The sequence below is a fragment of the Streptomyces sp. NPDC047085 genome, assembly GCF_040643735.1.
Taxonomy (GTDB): Bacteria; Actinomycetota; Actinomycetes; order Streptomycetales; family Streptomycetaceae; genus Streptomyces.
On sequence record NZ_JBEYUW010000004.1, the window covers coordinates 295,703 to 310,554 of the forward strand.

A 14,852-nucleotide genomic window follows, 5' to 3' on the forward strand; every position below is an offset into this window, starting at 1 on the left:
TGCACCCGATCGCGATCACCGTTGATCAGGCGGGTCAGCGCTGCAGGGTGAGGACACCCGGCCGCCACGGCAGTCGGTCGTAGGGGCCGGTCGCGGTGGGGGACTTGCCCTGGTAGAGGAACTGCAGGTTGCAGGGGTCGATGGTCATGGTCTGGTCGGGGTTGGTGCGGACCAGGTCGCCGTGGCTGATGTCGTTGGTCCAGGTGGCACCGCTGTTGGCCTTGCCGGCGAAGGGGTTGCTCTCGCCGGCGGCCTGCGGGGTCCAGGAACCACTCAGGCTGGTGGCGGTGAACGAGCGGAAGTAGCGCTGCTCGTTCGCGCCCCGAGCCTCGACGATCATGAGGTACTGGTTCTGGCCCTGCACCTTGTAGACCTGCGGCGCCTCGAACAGGCTCTTCACCGTGTCGCTCATGACCGTCGTGTAGGACGAGCCGAAGTTGCCCGGGAAGTTCCCGATCGGCATGCTCGCCCGGTAGATCTTGCCGTTGTCACCGGCGAAGAACAGGTAGATGTTCTGGTCGTCGGCGATCAGTGTCTGGTCGATCGGGCCGGTGGGGGATTCAGTCTTGGGGATGCTGCCGGTGAACAGCGGCTGCGGCGCGGACCAGCCGTCGGGGTCGGTGGGGTCGCTCGACGTACGGTAGACGAAGGGCGACGCGCCCCACTGGGATGCCAGCACCCAGATCTTCTTGGGCGCGAAGTAGAACAACGTGGGCGCCACCGCGGACTGGCGCATCCCGGCCTGGCCGGCCGACGCCATGTCCGACCAGTTCGTGAAGGGCCTGAACATCATCGAGCCGTACGACGAGCCCGACACGCTCGACGCGTACACCAGGTGCTTGCCGTTGTACACCACGTCGGTGAAGTCCTTCACCGCGTCCCACCCGTTCGCCGGCTGCGCCAGCGCACCCGTCGACGACCACCGGTACGTCGACGGAAGAGCACACGCGCCGCCCGCCGGAGCAGGCGCCGAAGTCCTCAGGTTCCAGTGCTGGTGGGCGCCGCCGTTGGAGTCCCAGATCTGGACGGGAGTGCCGTTGGCGGTCCGACCGCCGGGGATCTCCAGCGCCCGGCCGCTGGCGACGTTGGTCAGCGTGTAGGAGCCGTCACTGTTGCGGCCGGCCCGCCAGTGCTGGTTGGCGCCGCCGCCCGAGTCCCAGACCTGCATCCTCGTCCCGTTGCCCGTCTGGTTGCCCGGCTCCTCCAGGACCCGGCCGCTGGCGACGTTGGTCAGCGTGTAGGAGCCGTCGCTGTTCCGGCCGGCCCGCCACTGCTGATTGGAGGCACCGCTGGCGTCCCACACCTGGAGCTGGGTGCCGTTTCCGTTGTATCCCGCGGGCTCGTCGAGAACGCGTCCGGCGGCCACGTCGGAGAGCGTGTAGACGGTGCCGGAGGTGATGCCCCCGCCCGGCGTGCCGCCGCTGCTGCCGCCCAGGGCGGTGAGCACCGCGTTGTAGGCGGGCTTCTCGTTGCCGCCCGCGTCGAACAGCAGCGGGTTCTCACCGGTGCGCCACGAGTCGCTGTCCCTGATCCCCCACACCGTGATGCCCGTGCAGCGGGCGACGTTCACGCACGCCTGGACGGCGTTGGCGTACGCCGTCGGCGACGCCTGGGCCATGTCGAGCTCGGTGATCTGGACGTCCACGCCGAGCGCGGCGAACTTGGACAGAGTGGTCTGGTAGCTGGCCGGCGGCCCGCCTGCGCCGAAGTGGCTCTGGAAGCCGACGCAGTCGATCGGTACACCGCGCGACTTGAAGTCCTTGACCATCGCGTAGACGCCCTGCGTCTTGGCGTCGGTCCAGTTCTCGATGTTGTAGTCGTTGTAGCAGAGCTTGGCGGAGGGATCGGCGTTCCGGGCGGTGCGGAACGCCTCCTCGACGAAGCCGTTGCCCAGCACGTCCTGGAACACCGAGCTGCGGTGCTGGCCGCTGCCGCCGTCGGCGAACGCCTCGTTGACCACGTCCCAGGCGTAGATCTTGCCCTTGAAGTGACTCATCTCAGTGGTGATGTGGTTGTCCATCACACTGCGCAGGGAGTTGGCGTCGGTGATGGACTTCACCCAGCCGGGCAGTTGCGAGTGCCACACCAGGGTGTGCCCGCGCATCCGCTGCCCGTGCGCGGAGGCGTGGCCGACGATCGAGTCGGCCGGGCCGAAGTTGAAGGTGCCGCGGGACGGTTCGGTGGTGTCCCACTTCATCTCGTTCTCCGGGGTGATCATGTTGAATTCCCGGTCGAGAATCGTGGAGTACGTCGAGTCGCCGAGCCTGCCCGAGGACACCGCCGTACCGAAGTAGCGGCCGCTGCCGGCCGCTGCACCGGCCAGGGTCGGCGTGCGGGCCTTCGGCGTGTGGGCGGCCTGGGCGACCAGTGGTACGGCGGCACCCGCGGCGGCGAGGACCACGGCGGCGGCGAGCACGCGGCGAGTTGCCGGACGGCGGCGATGAGAGCGGTTCTGATCTGACAACGGCATGTCCTTCTGGCACAGCGGGCCTTGATCCGGCCTCGTTACCCGCCAGTTGCCGCCACGCACACAAAGGTTGCCGCGATCGAGGGAGGAATTTTCACGGCCGCCGTCACCGTCCCCACCCAGTTCCACGGCGACCTGCTCGCCACATGGAGGCCACCTACGCCGACGGGACCAACGCCGGCCCGGCCGACTGGACCCCTTACCAGCAGTTCCGGTACTTGTTCTCCCATCGAGCTGTGCGGCAAGGGGGCTCGTCCCCTTGCCGCACAGCGGCGTTCACCGGGTCGGGACGAACCCTCCCCGGACCGACGCGGAGCCGCCCGAACCCTGCGCGTCGACGCGGTAGCCGTCGCCCGCGGCACTGCGCGCGCCGGTGCCGTTGTTGAACTGGGCGGCAAACTCATAGCTCCCGGCCGGCACGGTCAGGCCCGGCTTGAGAACCCAGCGGTAGACCAGCGTGCCGCCGGCCTCCTGGGCGGTGACGGTGAAGTCATCACTCGGCAAGGTCTGCCAGGTGCCGGTGATCTTCACCCGGCCGGTCTGCACGATCCGCATCTCGACCGTGAGCGAGGTGAGCGGCTGGGTCGTCTTGAGGGCGAGGTTGCTCTGCGTCCAGTAGACGGTGCTGTGCGGGTCCACCGAGCCGGCCGACCACAGCGCCCCGTTCTGGCTCTCGCCGGCGGACGGTGATGAACTGGTGGCCGGCGGAGTCGGGCGCGCGCTGCCCGGGGTGGTGGCCGGAGCCGGCGCGACAGGGGTGGGGCGGCCCGATGTCGGGTGCGGGGAGCCGGCGGTCGGGGACGGGGTGGCAGGCGCGGTCACCGTGGCCGACGGCGACGAGTGCGCGACGATGGCGGCGACGGCGAGGCCGCCGGTCGCCAGGATGCCGGTGGCGGCGAGCGCGGCGAGCGCGACCCTGGTCCCGGACCTCGCGAACGGCCGCGCGCGGTGACGGACGGCGGGGCCGGCCATGCCGCGTTGCACCCGGGCCAGCATCCTCGCACGGTCGGGCCGGTGGGTCTCGGCGGCCTCGCGCAGCCGACGGGCGATCTCCTCGTTCACCGGATCCTCCTCCCTGCCACCAGGTCCCCGACCGCTCGTGCGCCCAGTATCCTTTCCAGCTCGGCCATTCCCTTCGAGGTCTGGCTCTTCACCGTACCGACCGATATGCCCAGCGCCGCCGCCGTGTCCTTCTCCGACAGGTCGAAGGCGTGCCGCAGCACCACGCAGGCGCGCTTGCGGAACGGCAGCCGGGCGAGCGCCGCGCGGACGTCCAGCACGGCCGCCATGTCCGGCCCCTCCACCTTCTCGGGGCTGCGGGACCAGAACAGCGTGATCCGGAGTCGCTCGCGCACCGCGCTGCGGATCCGTCCCCGCGCCAGGTTGGCCACCACACCGCGGGCATAGGCGAGCGGGTGGTCGGCCTGCCGCAACCGGTCCCAGCGCTGCCACAGGGCGACCAGGGCATCCGCCGCGAGGTCGTCCGCCGCGTCGGTCTCGCCGGTCAGGAGGTGTGCCAGACGGGCGAGTTCGGCATAGTGGCGTTCGAAGAATTCGTGGAACTCCGCGGACGCGTCATCGAGGAGCATCCCCCGCCCTCTCCTGGCAATGATGTGCGCGTTAGTTGCGCGTTTAACAATGGGGGCGCAGCCTAACAGTGCCCGGCCCGGGATCCGAACGGCGGTCGTGCTCGGTTGCGGGCCGGTGAAGGCTGACCGGCAGGCTGGTCAATGCCGGGTGAACTGGACGCCGGTCGGCTGCGCGACGTCCGGCCGCACGGCGATGCCGTCGACGGTCAGCTGCTCCCCGTAGATGTCGATGATCCTGAGCGCCCCGCCGCAGCCGGTGCCATCGGCGGACAGGAAGTAGTTGTAGTCGGTGCGGGACAGCCGCCGCCAGCCGCCGGCGGCCCGCACCTCCAGCGCGGCCACCGGGTTCCGGTGGCCGATCACCTGGATCCCGCACCACCACTTGGTGGACCCGGTCTTGTACCGGATGGCGATCGTGCCCGGCAGGTCCGGGCTCAGCAGCGACCAGGTGATCGGGAGCCGGCCCACCGACGGGTCGGCGAGCTTGGCGAACGCCTGTCGGCTGAGGTCCAGTTGCCCCGGCGCGCATGGCCACGGGCATTCGTTGACGATCCGTACCGTGATGGTGGCTCCGCCGGCCGCGCGGACCAGCACGTAGGCGCCGCACGCCTTGGCCGACTCGTAGTCGGTGACGTTCATCGCTGCGATCATCAGGTCGTCGGACGGCCCGTACAGGCAGGAGCCGCTGCCGTCACCAGCGGCGTAGGCGGTGGCGACCCCCTGGTAGCTGACGGCCGGTCTGATCCGTCCGGCCAGGTCCGCCGCCTTGGAGCTCGCGGGCGCGGTGCTCCTGGCCGAGGCCGTCGGAGTGGCCGAAACCGAACGCGACGGCGTGGCCGAGGCCGGAAGCGTGGGACTGGCCGAGGCCGTCGGCTGCACCGTCGCACCCGCACTGCCGCCCGCCGCCGACCCGGCATCGGACGGGGCGGCCGCCCGCGCGCCTGCGGCGGACGCGTCGGCTGCCCGCCCGGCACCGGTTCCGCTCCCGGGGAGGACGGTCAGGACCAGGCACGCCAGCACACCGACGATTAGCAGCCCCAAGGGAATAACCGTGACCAGTCCGCGCCTGCGCCACGGTTGCGGCGCGGCGTGCTTCGTTGCCCTCATGCCCGTCCATCCGGTAGTTCGACTCGGCCTTCCGGCTCCCAGTTGCCGCAAGAGACGAGAAGGTTGCCGCCCCGACGCTGATTTCCCGGCGACCGGTGCACCGCACGAAAGGGATCTCAAGAACATCGGATACGGCGGCAACCTTTCCGTCCCGAGCGGCCACCTAGGGGTGCACCAACCACCGCGGGCGCAGTCAGCGTCGCTTCCAAGGCCACGAGTAGTCGTCAGCCGCGAAGAGGGGCTCCCTGCACCCAGGTCATAAGCTATCTACCCCTGCAAGCGCCGTCGCTTCCCAAGCTGAGAGCGCTTGTCTAGTCCGATTTGGCGGCGGGTTCGGCGCTGTACAGCTTTTCAGGTCTTGCTGCAGTCCAGGTCCGCCATCGCCTTCGGGAGATAGGCGCGCAGGAGTTGTGTCAGGTCCTTCCTGCGCTGGGAGGCGTCCTTGGGATGCTCCTTCTCGAGTTGGATCAGCGTGGCGATGCGCTCCTTGCCGCCTCTTCTGGTGCAGTCGGCGACCGCCATGGCGCCCCGGTCGGCGACGCGTGCCGCATCGCCCACGTCGGCCGGTGAGGGGTGGCCGAGCCGCTGCAGACCGCGGTCCTGCACCTTCAGGGGGTCGGTGCCGGGCGGGACCAGGTCGCTGGAGACGTAGAGGACGAGGTTGTCGTCCACGGAGACACGGCACCGGGGGCTCGTCGCGCCGGCGTCGGACGAGCGCTGGGTGAGCTTCTTGCCGTCGGGCAGCAACGGGGAGATCAGCTTGGAGTCCACGGTCACCCCGCACAGGTCACCGGGGACGGCATAGTCCCGGCCACCCCCCGAGCAAGCGGTCGACGAGAGTATGACGGCGCAGGCGACGGTGCCGGTGGCGAGCAGGCGTCCGCTCGACCGGCGCAGCCGCGGTCGTGCCTTCCGGATCTGCTGGGTCACTGATCTCCTGCCAGTCCCTGAGCGCGCGAGTTTCCGTCGAACGCGGCTCCGTTGATCTCCGACGTGAGGGTGTAGCGGTTGTTGCCGTGGTGGTCGGGGTTGGCGTCCGCCCACAGGTCGGCGAGCTTCTGCAGCTGGTTCTCGCGGGCGGTGAAGACCTCCCCGTTCTGCCGGGCGACCTCCTCGTTGATGCGGTTCTGCTCGTCCAGCTGCCACTGGTAGGCGAGCGCGTCCACGCCACGCTGTGCGGCGTCGCCGACGACGGGGATGAAGTTCACGGCACCGCCGAAGCCGTGGTACAGCCACTTGGCGTCCCAGGACGGGTCGTGCTTGTCGGTCTTCAGCGCCTGGTAGCGGGCCTCCTCCAGGAAGCCCACCGTGTGCCCGGCTCGCAGAAGGGTCTCTTTCGGGTCGCTGGGGTGGTCGTTGTAGATGTCGCGCACCATCTCACGGTTGAGACCGTCGTTGAGGATGCCGTAGGCGTTCTGGTCGCGCGAGACCTGCTTGGCCACTTCCAGCAGCTGGTGGCGGTCCAGCTGCCGGGGATCGCCCGGGTCGTCGGCGAGGGAGCTCGCGGTGTTGTGGACCTCGTCGCTCCAGTTGACCAGCGTGGTGGCCATGTCGTCGCGGAACTCGGACGGCATGTCGTCGCCGGCTTCGGAGAGGTACTTCAGGGACCGGTCGAGTACGTGTCGGTTGTCCGCCGTGTGCTCGACGGGAACGGCGTTCGGGTCATTGGGGTTCACGCCGGTCGCCGCGGCGAGCAGGGCTTTGCCGGTGGCCTCACGGGACTGGTTGCCGTCGTGGTCGTCGAGCGGCGTGTCGTCGAAGACCGGCCGGTCCTTGAGTACCCATTCGGCGTTGTCCTGGGGCTGGGTGGTGTTGAAGAAGTCCGTCGCGGCCTTGGGGCTGTTGGACAACCCGGTCATGAGCCCCGTCACCGGGTCGCGGCCGAAGTCGTCCCCGATGAAGTTCATCTTCGGCATCGGCGGCACACCGGCGTTCCAGTAGTGGTCCGGCAGGCGCATCTTCTTCTCGGTGGCCACCAGGGCGTTGCCGTACTTGTTCAGGAACTGGTCGTCGTAGTCCCCGACACGCATGAGGTTGCTCATCAGTTGGAAGCCGTAGACCTGCGTCCCGCGGGTCTGGATCAGGTCGTCGCCCAGCTGGACCATCTGGTCCTGCCACTGGCGCATCGCGGGGGAACCGGAGCGGGTGGCGCCGGCGAGGACGAGGCCGAGGTTCTTCTGCAGCTCGCCCAGCTGGTCGAGGCGGGCCCGCTGCAGGTCGCCGCCGTCGGACGGGTCGGACAGGTCGGCCCAGAAGTCGAGGGTTCCCCGCGGGCCCAGCGTGGTGGCGAACTCCTCCTGGAAGAGGGGGTCGTTGCGGTACTTCGCCAGGGATCGGTTGAGCTCGTCGAACTCCTCGGGCGACATCGAGTCGCCCTTGTTCTTGAGGAGGTTGGCCAGCCTCTCGGCTTCCTCCATGGCTTTGGCGGCGGAATCCCGGTCCTGGTAGGAGGCGCCCGAAAAGCCGTACTCGGCCTGGTCGACCAGAACCCGCAGCGCCTGGTCGGCCGAGTTGTCGCTCTCGGTGGCCGCCTTCAGGATCCGCTGGACCTCGTCCCGGAGGAAATCCACGTCCTGTTGGCTGTGTTCGGGCACCGACGTGCCGTGGGCGGCTCGGTCGGGGTGGATGTTCATCATGACGGTGAAGGACCCGTTGCCGGTGTCCATCACGGTCAGGTTCTTTTTCAGGCCCTCGGAGATCGCCTGGTTCAGCTGGTTCCGGTAGCCGACGAGCTCGTCATGGGTGTCCTTGAGGATGTTGTGGATGCTGCTCGCCTCGGCATGGGCGTCGGCGAACTCGCCGGCCGTCTTGGTGATGAACTCACGGCTCACCGTGGCGTTCACCCCCTTCCAGTCGGCCTTTTCGGCTGCCCCCTTCAGGCCGTCACGCGCGTCCTTCTCCAGCGTCTCCAGGTGGCTGACGACCTTTGCCCAGTCCGCAATGGCGGTTCCCAGCTTCTCGAAGCGGCCGAACCGCAGCGTGTCCAGATCCATCAGCGACCGGCCTCCTCGCTGAAGCCCTCGTCCAGCGTCGCGATGCTGCTCAGCTGACCCGCGATGTAGTGCTCGTCTCCCCGGTGGATCCTCTTCGTGAACTCAAGATGGTTGGAGATGTGTGCGCAGGCGTCGAGAAGCGTCGTCAGCTGACGTTCCCACCGCTCCTGCACGTGATCCAGGCCGCCGCCCAGGCTGAAGCCCTGCCCCTTCAGGTCGGAGGCGGCAGACTGGCTGCTGGACCAGGCGTCCCGCCCGTGGTTGCCCAGCGCGTCCCAGAGGTCGAACGCCTTGTCACCGATGGCGGCAAGGTCCTGCTGGTTCACCATCAGGTCACCGCCCGGCTGCGCGCCCCCGCCGCCCCCGTCGGCCGGGAGCTGATTCAGCTGCATCCCGGTGGATCGCCGGTCCGCCGCCTCGCGTTTCAGGTGCTCCCATTCCTCCCAGGCCATACCCCCTGGACACCTCCCCGCTGACCGCCCGACGCCGATTCAGACGTGCTGCTCTCTCCCACTGGGACGCAACGAATGGATCAGATGAGTCCAACGAATGGCAACACTACGACCAGACCGCCACGGTAAGTACACCGGCGCTTCACACTCCGAAAGAGCGGACTCTCCTCCTCGGCCAGAGGCAGCCTGGCCGTACCGAGAGCTTTTCGCGCAGCGTGATCGGCGGTGCCGTTCCCGGCGAGTCCTGGTCGTGCCGCCCGAGGAGCCCGCCGGGACAGCGGCCCGGCTGCTGGGCGCCGCGGCCGACCCCGACAAACCCGTTGACCGCCGCACGGATGCTCACGCTCGCCGAGACCGGTCGCCTCGGGGGCAGGGCGGAGGAAGCGGAATGAGGGACGCGGCCCCTTGGGAGCCCACGGCACCGGGCGGCTCCGGGAGCTGAGTGCGGCGCTAGGGCCGAGGGGAAAACTGTCATGGCGAGCCCACATCTCCGTGCCTGCCGGAGTTAGGGTTGTGGCACGACGCGGACGGTGCCGGAACCTTCGGAGACCGGTGCCAGGCAGGCCCGGGTCCCCCGACGCGTCGCCGAAACGAAGGTGCAATGCCCGCTGAGAACGCCCCGGTCGCCGGCAACCTCGACGACGACGACTACCCCGCCTACACCATGGGTCGGGCCGCTGACGTTCTCGGCACCACCCCCGCCTTCCTCCGGGCCGTCGGTGAAGCCGGGCTCATCACTCCGCTGCGTTCGGAAGGCGGTCACCGCCGTTACTCCCGCCGCCAGTTGCGCGTCGCCGCCCGCGCCCGTGAGCTGGTCGACCAGGGCACTCCCATCGAGGCCGCGTGCCGCATCGTCTCCCTCGAGGACCAGCTCGACCACGCACTCCGCCTGAACCGGGAAATGCGTCGGAAGCTGGATGCGCACGGCGAGGATATCTAGTCCCGCCGCTGCAGAAATAGACTCCGGCGCGGGATGAGAATTACCTGACGCCTCTCAAAACACATGGCCGCTGGCGTCCGGCCTGTGTTAGCGTGGTGGCAGTTGCAGTTTTGGTTGCCAGAGATTTTTTCTTTGCAGAGCTTTCCGGATCTTTCCGGAGGGGTGATCATCGCGGCGACCCGGCTCCGCAAAATGTGGAGTCCGACACTGCCCCTCAAGGGAGATTCAATATGGCATCTGGCACCGTGAAGTGGTTCAACGCGGAAAAGGGCTTCGGCTTCATCGAGCAGGACGGCGGCGGCGCTGACGTGTTCGCCCACTACTCGAACATCATCAGCAACGGCGGCTTCCGCGAGCTTCAGGAAGGCCAGAAGGTCAGCTTCGACGTCACGCAGGGCCAGAAGGGCCCGCAGGCCGAGAACATCGTTCCCGCCTGACACTGACCCGAATCGCCGCGAGCCAGTGGTTCGCGCATCATGTGGCTGGGGCCCGCGCTCTTGGGGTGCGGGCCCCAGCTCATTGGTTTCCCGGATTTCCGGATTTCGCCGGGCCACCGACATTCCCCCGGCCGGCCGCCCCATGACTCCCGGATTTTCATTTTTCTCCGGCTCATTCTTGCGATTCCTCGTGTGGTCATCACCGCCGGACGGAATTCCTCGATACGCCGCATCGAGGAAGGTTCCTCCATGAACCGCACCCCCCGTCGCACCGGCGGCACTTCCGGTGGCTTCCGCAAGGACAGCAGGTCCGCGCGCTCGGCAGGATCCGCTGGCGGCACCCGCTTCCGTACGCAGGAGGCGGGCCGCAAGGGCCCCCGCCCAAGCGCCGGGCGAAAGAGCGACCGGGGTGCACGCACCACCCCGCGCCGACAGGAGTTCGCCCTGCCGGTCACCCTCACCGAACCCCTGCCCCCGGTCGAGACGTTCGCCGAACTGGACATGCCGGCCCGGCTTCTGGCCGCGCTCCGCACCGGGGGCGTGACCGATCCCTTCCCGATCCAGGCCGCCACGCTGCCGAACGCCCTGGCCGGCCGGGACGTCCTGGGCCGCGGCCGCACGGGCTCGGGCAAGACGCTCGCCTTCGGTCTGCCGATGCTCGCCCGTCTGGACGGGCAGCGGGCACAGCCCAAGCAGCCGCTCGCCCTCGTCCTCGTCCCGACCCGGGAACTGGCCCAGCAGGTCACCGACGCGCTCACCCCCTACGCCCGCGCCCTGCGGCTGCGGCTCGCCACCGTGGTGGGCGGCATGTCGATCGGCCGGCAGGCGAGCGCGCTGCGCGAGGGCGCCGAGGTCGTCGTCGCCACGCCCGGCCGCCTCAAGGACCTCATCGAACGGGGAGCCTGCCGGCTCGACCAGGTCGCCGTCACCGTCCTGGACGAGGCCGACCAGATGGCCGACATGGGTTTCATGCCGCAGGTGACCGCGCTGCTCGACCAAGTCCCCGCCAGGGGGCAGCGGTTGCTGTTCTCGGCCACCCTGGACCGCAACATCGACCTGCTGGTGCGCCGCTACCTCCACGACCCCGTGGTGCACTCGGTCGACCCGTCCGCGGGAGCCGTCACCACCATGGAGCACCATCTGCTGCATGTGCGCGACGCCGACAAGGACAGCGCCGCGACCGAGATCGCCGCACGCGAGGGACGCGTGCTCATGTTCCTGGACACCAAGCACGCGGTCGACCGGCTGGCCGCGCACCTGCTGTCCGTCGGAGTGCGTGCCTCGGCCCTGCACGGCGGCAAGTCCCAGCAGCAGCGCAACCGGACACTCGCCCAGTTCAAGAACGGCCACACCACGGTCCTGGTGGCCACCAACGTCGCCGCCCGCGGCATCCACGTCGCGGGCCTCGACCTCGTCGTGAACGTCGACCCTCCCGGCGACCACAAGGACTACCTCCACCGCGGCGGCCGTACCGCCCGCGCCGGCGAGTCCGGCACCGTCGTCACCCTCGTGCTTCCGCACCAGCGCCGGGCCGTTGACCGGCTGATGGCCGACGCCGGTATCACTCCGCGTGCCGCGCGGGTCCGCCCGGGCGAGGCCGAGTTGCAACGCATCACCGGCGCCCGGACGCCCTCCGGCGTACCCGTCACCCTCACCGCACCGGTCGACGAACGAGGAGAGGGCGGGGGCTCCGTCGGCCGGCCTGGCAGGGGCCGGGCCGCCGGACGTGGGGGAAGTGGTCAGGGCGACGGGCGCGGCGGGACCGGCAGGGGCGCCGCGCGGCGCCGTCGGCCCGCACGGAGGAACAGCCCGTAGCCCGAACACGGGGGGGATGCGCTCTCTGCGGTCGGGGCGGCGAGCCGTCACCCGCCCCCCACCACGCACACAAAGCCCCCCCACGAGAAGGAGAAGCCCTTGACACCGGTTCCGCCCCGAACACATCAGGCCGGCAGCGCCCACGGCACCGGTCTGACCGCCCGCGACGCCATGCACGCGCCCGGACCGCAGGTCGACGACCACATGACGGTCGACGTGGCGTTGTCCGTGCTCATCGGTGCGCGTGTCCCGCATCTGCTGCTCAGGGACGAGGACGGGCGGTGCGCGGGACTGGTCACCCGGGCCCAGCTCGCCGGGCACCGCGGCGGCTCGTGGTTCAGCGACCGGACGCGGCTGCGGGACATCCCGCTCGACCGCGGACCGTTCACCTCGTCCATGGCCGCACTCGGCGAGGCGAAAGCCGCCATGCGGGTCCGGACCCTGGACGTGTCCCCAGTGATCGACGAACACGGCTACGCCCTGGGCGTCCTCGCTCTCACACCCTGACCGCCGTGTCGGCGGTCGGCCCATCCGGCGTTCTTCCCCACCCCTGTGGAGGCATCCATGCGCTGTGTCATCGCCAGATTCCCCTTCGACCTGATCAAGAGCGAGGTCGAACAGTCCATGAGCGGCATCACGCCCGAGCCCGTCACCGGCGTGTCCGTGACCATCGGCCGTCGCCTCTACCCCGTGATGCAGGTCGGGGAAGTGATCACCCGGCAGAGCCGCCGGGACTTCACGACGGGCGAGATGCGCCGAGCACTGACCCGGCTCGGCTTCACCTGCCACGACGCGCGCCCGGTCACGCCGACCTTGGACGCACGAACCGACGAGGACGCGCTCGGCTGGTGACGCCGTCGACGGCGGCGGCAGGTGACGCGCCGGAAAGTGGGGCCGTGGGTGTGCAGGAGTGCCCGGGGGTGATTGTCTGGCTCCGGCAATCTCACCCGACCCGGCCTGGCCGGCAGGAGGACTCCGCAGCGATGAGCAGCCCCGACGCGTACGAATACAGGTACGAATACAAGGTCGTCACCTTCCGGGAGTCGTTGATCGGCGACGCGCTGGACAGCGACAAGTTGGAGAAGGTCCTGAACAAGCACGCCGAGGACGGCTGGGGTCTCAAGGCCATCACCTCCGCCGACGTGAAGGGCCGCATAGGTCCCGGCGCCGTCGAGGGACTGCTGCTGACCTTCGAGCGTCCGCGCCGGTAAACGGACCGAGGCGGGCCTGGGTCAAAAGTGGGCCGGGAGCCGGCGTTGCTGGACAGCGCGTCGGTGCGGCCCTCGGCGAGCAGCCGAAGCAAGACGTCAGCGGGCGCGGAGCCGGCTAGTCACCGCCTCCGTCGCCCCCGCCGTCGCCGTCACCGCCGTCCCCGCCGTCGCCCCCGTCCCCTCCCCAGCCGTCGCCGTCGCCGCCGCCGGGCTCGTTGTCGTCACCGCCGCTTCCGAGGTTGCTGAACCAGGGGCGGTCCCACTCCTCGTCGGTGGCGAGCGGCTCGCCGCCGTTCGCCGGGCGCCGCGCCGACCGGAACCGTGCCAGGCCCGTGGTGTCCCCGAGCCCGAAAGCGACGGAGAACGCCTGCGCCATGACGGCGTCCAGCGGGTCGGCGCTCTCATACCGCACGGGAGCCAGCGGCAGCAGGACCGTGCCCGGTTCGAGCGCCGGTCGTCGCGGTGGACGGGTGAGCAGGGCGACCCGGTGTTCGTCGCGGAGCAGCCACGAACTCACGGCGTTCTCGCGCTTCAGCGTCCAGCGCCGCTGTCCGGGCAGTCGTACCTCCACAGAACTCTTGTTCTTGCGCAGCTTCTTCGTGAGGGCGAGCTGGGCCGGCCCGTCGCCGACGGTCAGCAGCAGGCCTTTGGCCGGTTGCGGCGACTCGCGGTCGAAACCGTGCGGTGCCCGGATCCGTACGACGGGAGTGTGCGGCCCCCACACGTCGACGCGCACCAGACGCCGGTCCACGGCGACCGTGATCGGCCCGGCCGGCCCCTGCGCGTACCGCCGCGCGATCCACAGGGGTACGCCCTCGGCCCGGGCCCGTTCCGCCAAGCGGGCCACCTGGTCGGGGCCTCCGCACCGCCGTACTGCCAACTCACCCAGCGCGCGGGCGAACTCGGCGGCCCGCCGCACCTTCCACGGGGCGGCGGTCCCCGTGGCACGGGTCACCGGGACGACACCGGCTCCCTCCGGCAGCCGTTCCAGCGGGCGTTCCGCGCCGCCGCCCCCGAGCCAGCAGCCCCGCTGGAACGCCTCGGCCACGGCACCGAGGTTCAGCTCGCTCAATGGTGTGATCCTGCCGCCCCTGCGGAGCTGTTCCTCGGTCAGCTCCACGGTCCGTGCCAGCGGGTTCCACGACCGCTGCTCGCCATAGAGCACCTGGCTCACCACAACCCCCGTACGTGTAAAGGCCGAACCGGCCGTGCGTGAGGCCGGGGAAGGTGCTACTTGCTGACGGCGAAGCGCATCAGGGCGTGCTCGTCGCCCTGCTTGATCTTCCCGGTCACATTGATCACTTCGAGCTTCCAGCCGTTGCCGACCCGGATCGCCTTCGCCACCGCGCAGCCGTTGTCCTGGGTGAGCAGGCTCGGCCAGATGTCGGCGACCTGCTGCGAGCTGCCGCCGGTCGCGTCGTAGACCTTGAAGCTGATGTTGCGCGCCTTGTCGAAGGAGCTGCCTCTTTTGTACGCGGCGGCGATGAAAACGATCGACGTGATGTTGGGCGGGATCCGGGCGAACTCGACAGTCACCGTCTCGTCGTCCCCGTCCCCGTGCCCGGTCTGGTTGTCGCCGCTGTGCACCAGGGATCCGTTGCCCATGGGGTTGAGCGAGTCGAGCCCCGCGAGGCGCACCGGGTCCCCGCCCTGCATGGCGATGGCGATCAGGTCGAGATCGGTGCCGGTCTTGCGGCGCAGCTTGCCCAGCACCCCGCCACTGCTGCCGGACGTGGGGTCCCAGGACACGCCGATGGACAGATGGGTCACGCCGTCCAGATCCGCCGGGCCGTCTTCCTTGGTGAGCGTCAACATGCGTGGGCATCCCTTCGCGAGGACTA

Annotated in this window: 16 protein-coding genes; 7 read left to right on the forward strand and 9 right to left on the reverse strand. The window is 69.7% G+C overall.

What is annotated here, in order from left to right; all coding sequences use genetic code 11:
- Nucleotides 1–34: 34 nt before the first annotated feature.
- Nucleotides 35–2,470, reverse strand: a complete 2,436-nt coding sequence (locus ABZ865_RS16850; protein WP_361230469.1) for a non-reducing end alpha-L-arabinofuranosidase family hydrolase — start codon at nt 2,468–2,470, stop codon at nt 35–37.
- 143 nt (nt 2,471–2,613) lie between these two features.
- Here ABZ865_RS16850 and ABZ865_RS16855 point away from each other — a divergent pair, with 143 nt between their 5' ends.
- Complete coding sequence (locus ABZ865_RS16855) at nt 2,614–2,853, forward strand: hypothetical protein (RefSeq protein ID WP_361230471.1); 240 nt, start codon at nt 2,614–2,616, stop codon at nt 2,851–2,853.
- Here the strand turns inward: ABZ865_RS16855 and ABZ865_RS16860 are convergent.
- The 6 genes from ABZ865_RS16860 to ABZ865_RS16885 all read right to left on the reverse strand — a co-directional run bounded on the left by ABZ865_RS16860 (nt 2,744) and on the right by ABZ865_RS16885 (nt 8,608).
- Nucleotides 2,744–3,529 carry a hypothetical protein gene (locus ABZ865_RS16860; protein ID WP_361230474.1) on the reverse strand — a complete coding sequence of 262 codons (786 nt, stop codon included), beginning with the start codon at nt 3,527–3,529 and terminating at the stop codon, nt 2,744–2,746. The genes ABZ865_RS16855 and ABZ865_RS16860 overlap by 110 nt on opposite strands.
- On the reverse strand, nt 3,526–4,056 hold the full coding sequence (locus ABZ865_RS16865; RefSeq protein WP_361230477.1) for a SigE family RNA polymerase sigma factor: 531 nt from the start codon (nt 4,054–4,056) through the stop codon (nt 3,526–3,528). The genes ABZ865_RS16860 and ABZ865_RS16865 overlap by 4 nt, the downstream gene beginning before the upstream one ends.
- Nucleotides 4,057–4,194: 138 nt before the next feature.
- On the reverse strand, nt 4,195–5,163 hold the full coding sequence (locus ABZ865_RS16870) for an expansin EXLX1 family cellulose-binding protein (RefSeq protein WP_361230480.1): 969 nt from the start codon (nt 5,161–5,163) through the stop codon (nt 4,195–4,197).
- 351 nt (nt 5,164–5,514) lie between these two features.
- On the reverse strand, nt 5,515–6,093 hold the full coding sequence (locus tag ABZ865_RS16875; protein WP_361230483.1) for a hypothetical protein: 579 nt from the start codon (nt 6,091–6,093) through the stop codon (nt 5,515–5,517).
- A complete protein-coding gene (locus tag ABZ865_RS16880; protein ID WP_361230486.1) occupies nt 6,090–8,156 on the reverse strand; it encodes a hypothetical protein in 2,067 nt (688 codons plus the stop codon). The genes ABZ865_RS16875 and ABZ865_RS16880 overlap by 4 nt, the downstream gene beginning before the upstream one ends.
- On the reverse strand, nt 8,156–8,608 hold the full coding sequence (locus ABZ865_RS16885; protein ID WP_361230489.1) for a hypothetical protein: 453 nt from the start codon (nt 8,606–8,608) through the stop codon (nt 8,156–8,158). Before ABZ865_RS16885 ends, ABZ865_RS16880 begins: the two co-directional genes overlap by 1 nt.
- A 601-nt stretch (nt 8,609–9,209) precedes the next feature.
- Here ABZ865_RS16885 and ABZ865_RS16890 point away from each other — a divergent pair.
- The 6 genes from ABZ865_RS16890 to ABZ865_RS16915 all read left to right on the forward strand — a co-directional run bounded on the left by ABZ865_RS16890 (nt 9,210) and on the right by ABZ865_RS16915 (nt 13,011).
- Nucleotides 9,210–9,548 carry a MerR family transcriptional regulator gene (locus ABZ865_RS16890; protein WP_361230492.1) on the forward strand — a complete coding sequence of 113 codons (339 nt, stop codon included), beginning with the start codon at nt 9,210–9,212 and terminating at the stop codon, nt 9,546–9,548.
- Between the two features lie 230 nt (nt 9,549–9,778).
- Nucleotides 9,779–9,985: a cold-shock protein gene (locus tag ABZ865_RS16895; protein WP_067116135.1), complete on the forward strand. Its 207-nt coding sequence runs from the start codon at nt 9,779–9,781 to the stop codon at nt 9,983–9,985.
- A gap of 249 nt (nt 9,986–10,234) precedes the next feature.
- Entirely contained in the window at nt 10,235–11,800 is a 1,566-nt protein-coding gene (locus ABZ865_RS16900; protein WP_361230496.1) for a DEAD/DEAH box helicase, read from the forward strand.
- Nucleotides 11,801–11,971: 171 nt separating this feature from the next.
- A complete protein-coding gene (locus ABZ865_RS16905) occupies nt 11,972–12,307 on the forward strand; it encodes a CBS domain-containing protein (RefSeq protein WP_361231191.1) in 336 nt (111 codons plus the stop codon).
- Between the two features lie 57 nt (nt 12,308–12,364).
- Nucleotides 12,365–12,652, forward strand: coding sequence for an SCO5918 family protein (locus ABZ865_RS16910; protein WP_361230499.1), 288 nt, complete (start codon nt 12,365–12,367; stop codon nt 12,650–12,652).
- Between the two features lie 131 nt (nt 12,653–12,783).
- Entirely contained in the window at nt 12,784–13,011 is a 228-nt protein-coding gene (locus ABZ865_RS16915; protein ID WP_361230501.1) for a DUF4177 domain-containing protein, read from the forward strand.
- A gap of 115 nt (nt 13,012–13,126) precedes the next feature.
- On the opposite strand, the gene ABZ865_RS16920 is transcribed toward ABZ865_RS16915, so the two are convergent.
- Together ABZ865_RS16920 and ABZ865_RS16925 are read right to left on the reverse strand one after the other, a co-directional pair.
- Complete coding sequence (locus ABZ865_RS16920) at nt 13,127–14,185, reverse strand: hypothetical protein (RefSeq protein WP_361230504.1); 1,059 nt, start codon at nt 14,183–14,185, stop codon at nt 13,127–13,129.
- 56 nt (nt 14,186–14,241) lie between these two features.
- Nucleotides 14,242–14,826, reverse strand: a complete 585-nt coding sequence (locus ABZ865_RS16925; protein ID WP_361230506.1) for a TerD family protein — start codon at nt 14,824–14,826, stop codon at nt 14,242–14,244.
- Nucleotides 14,827–14,852 lie beyond the last annotated feature (26 nt).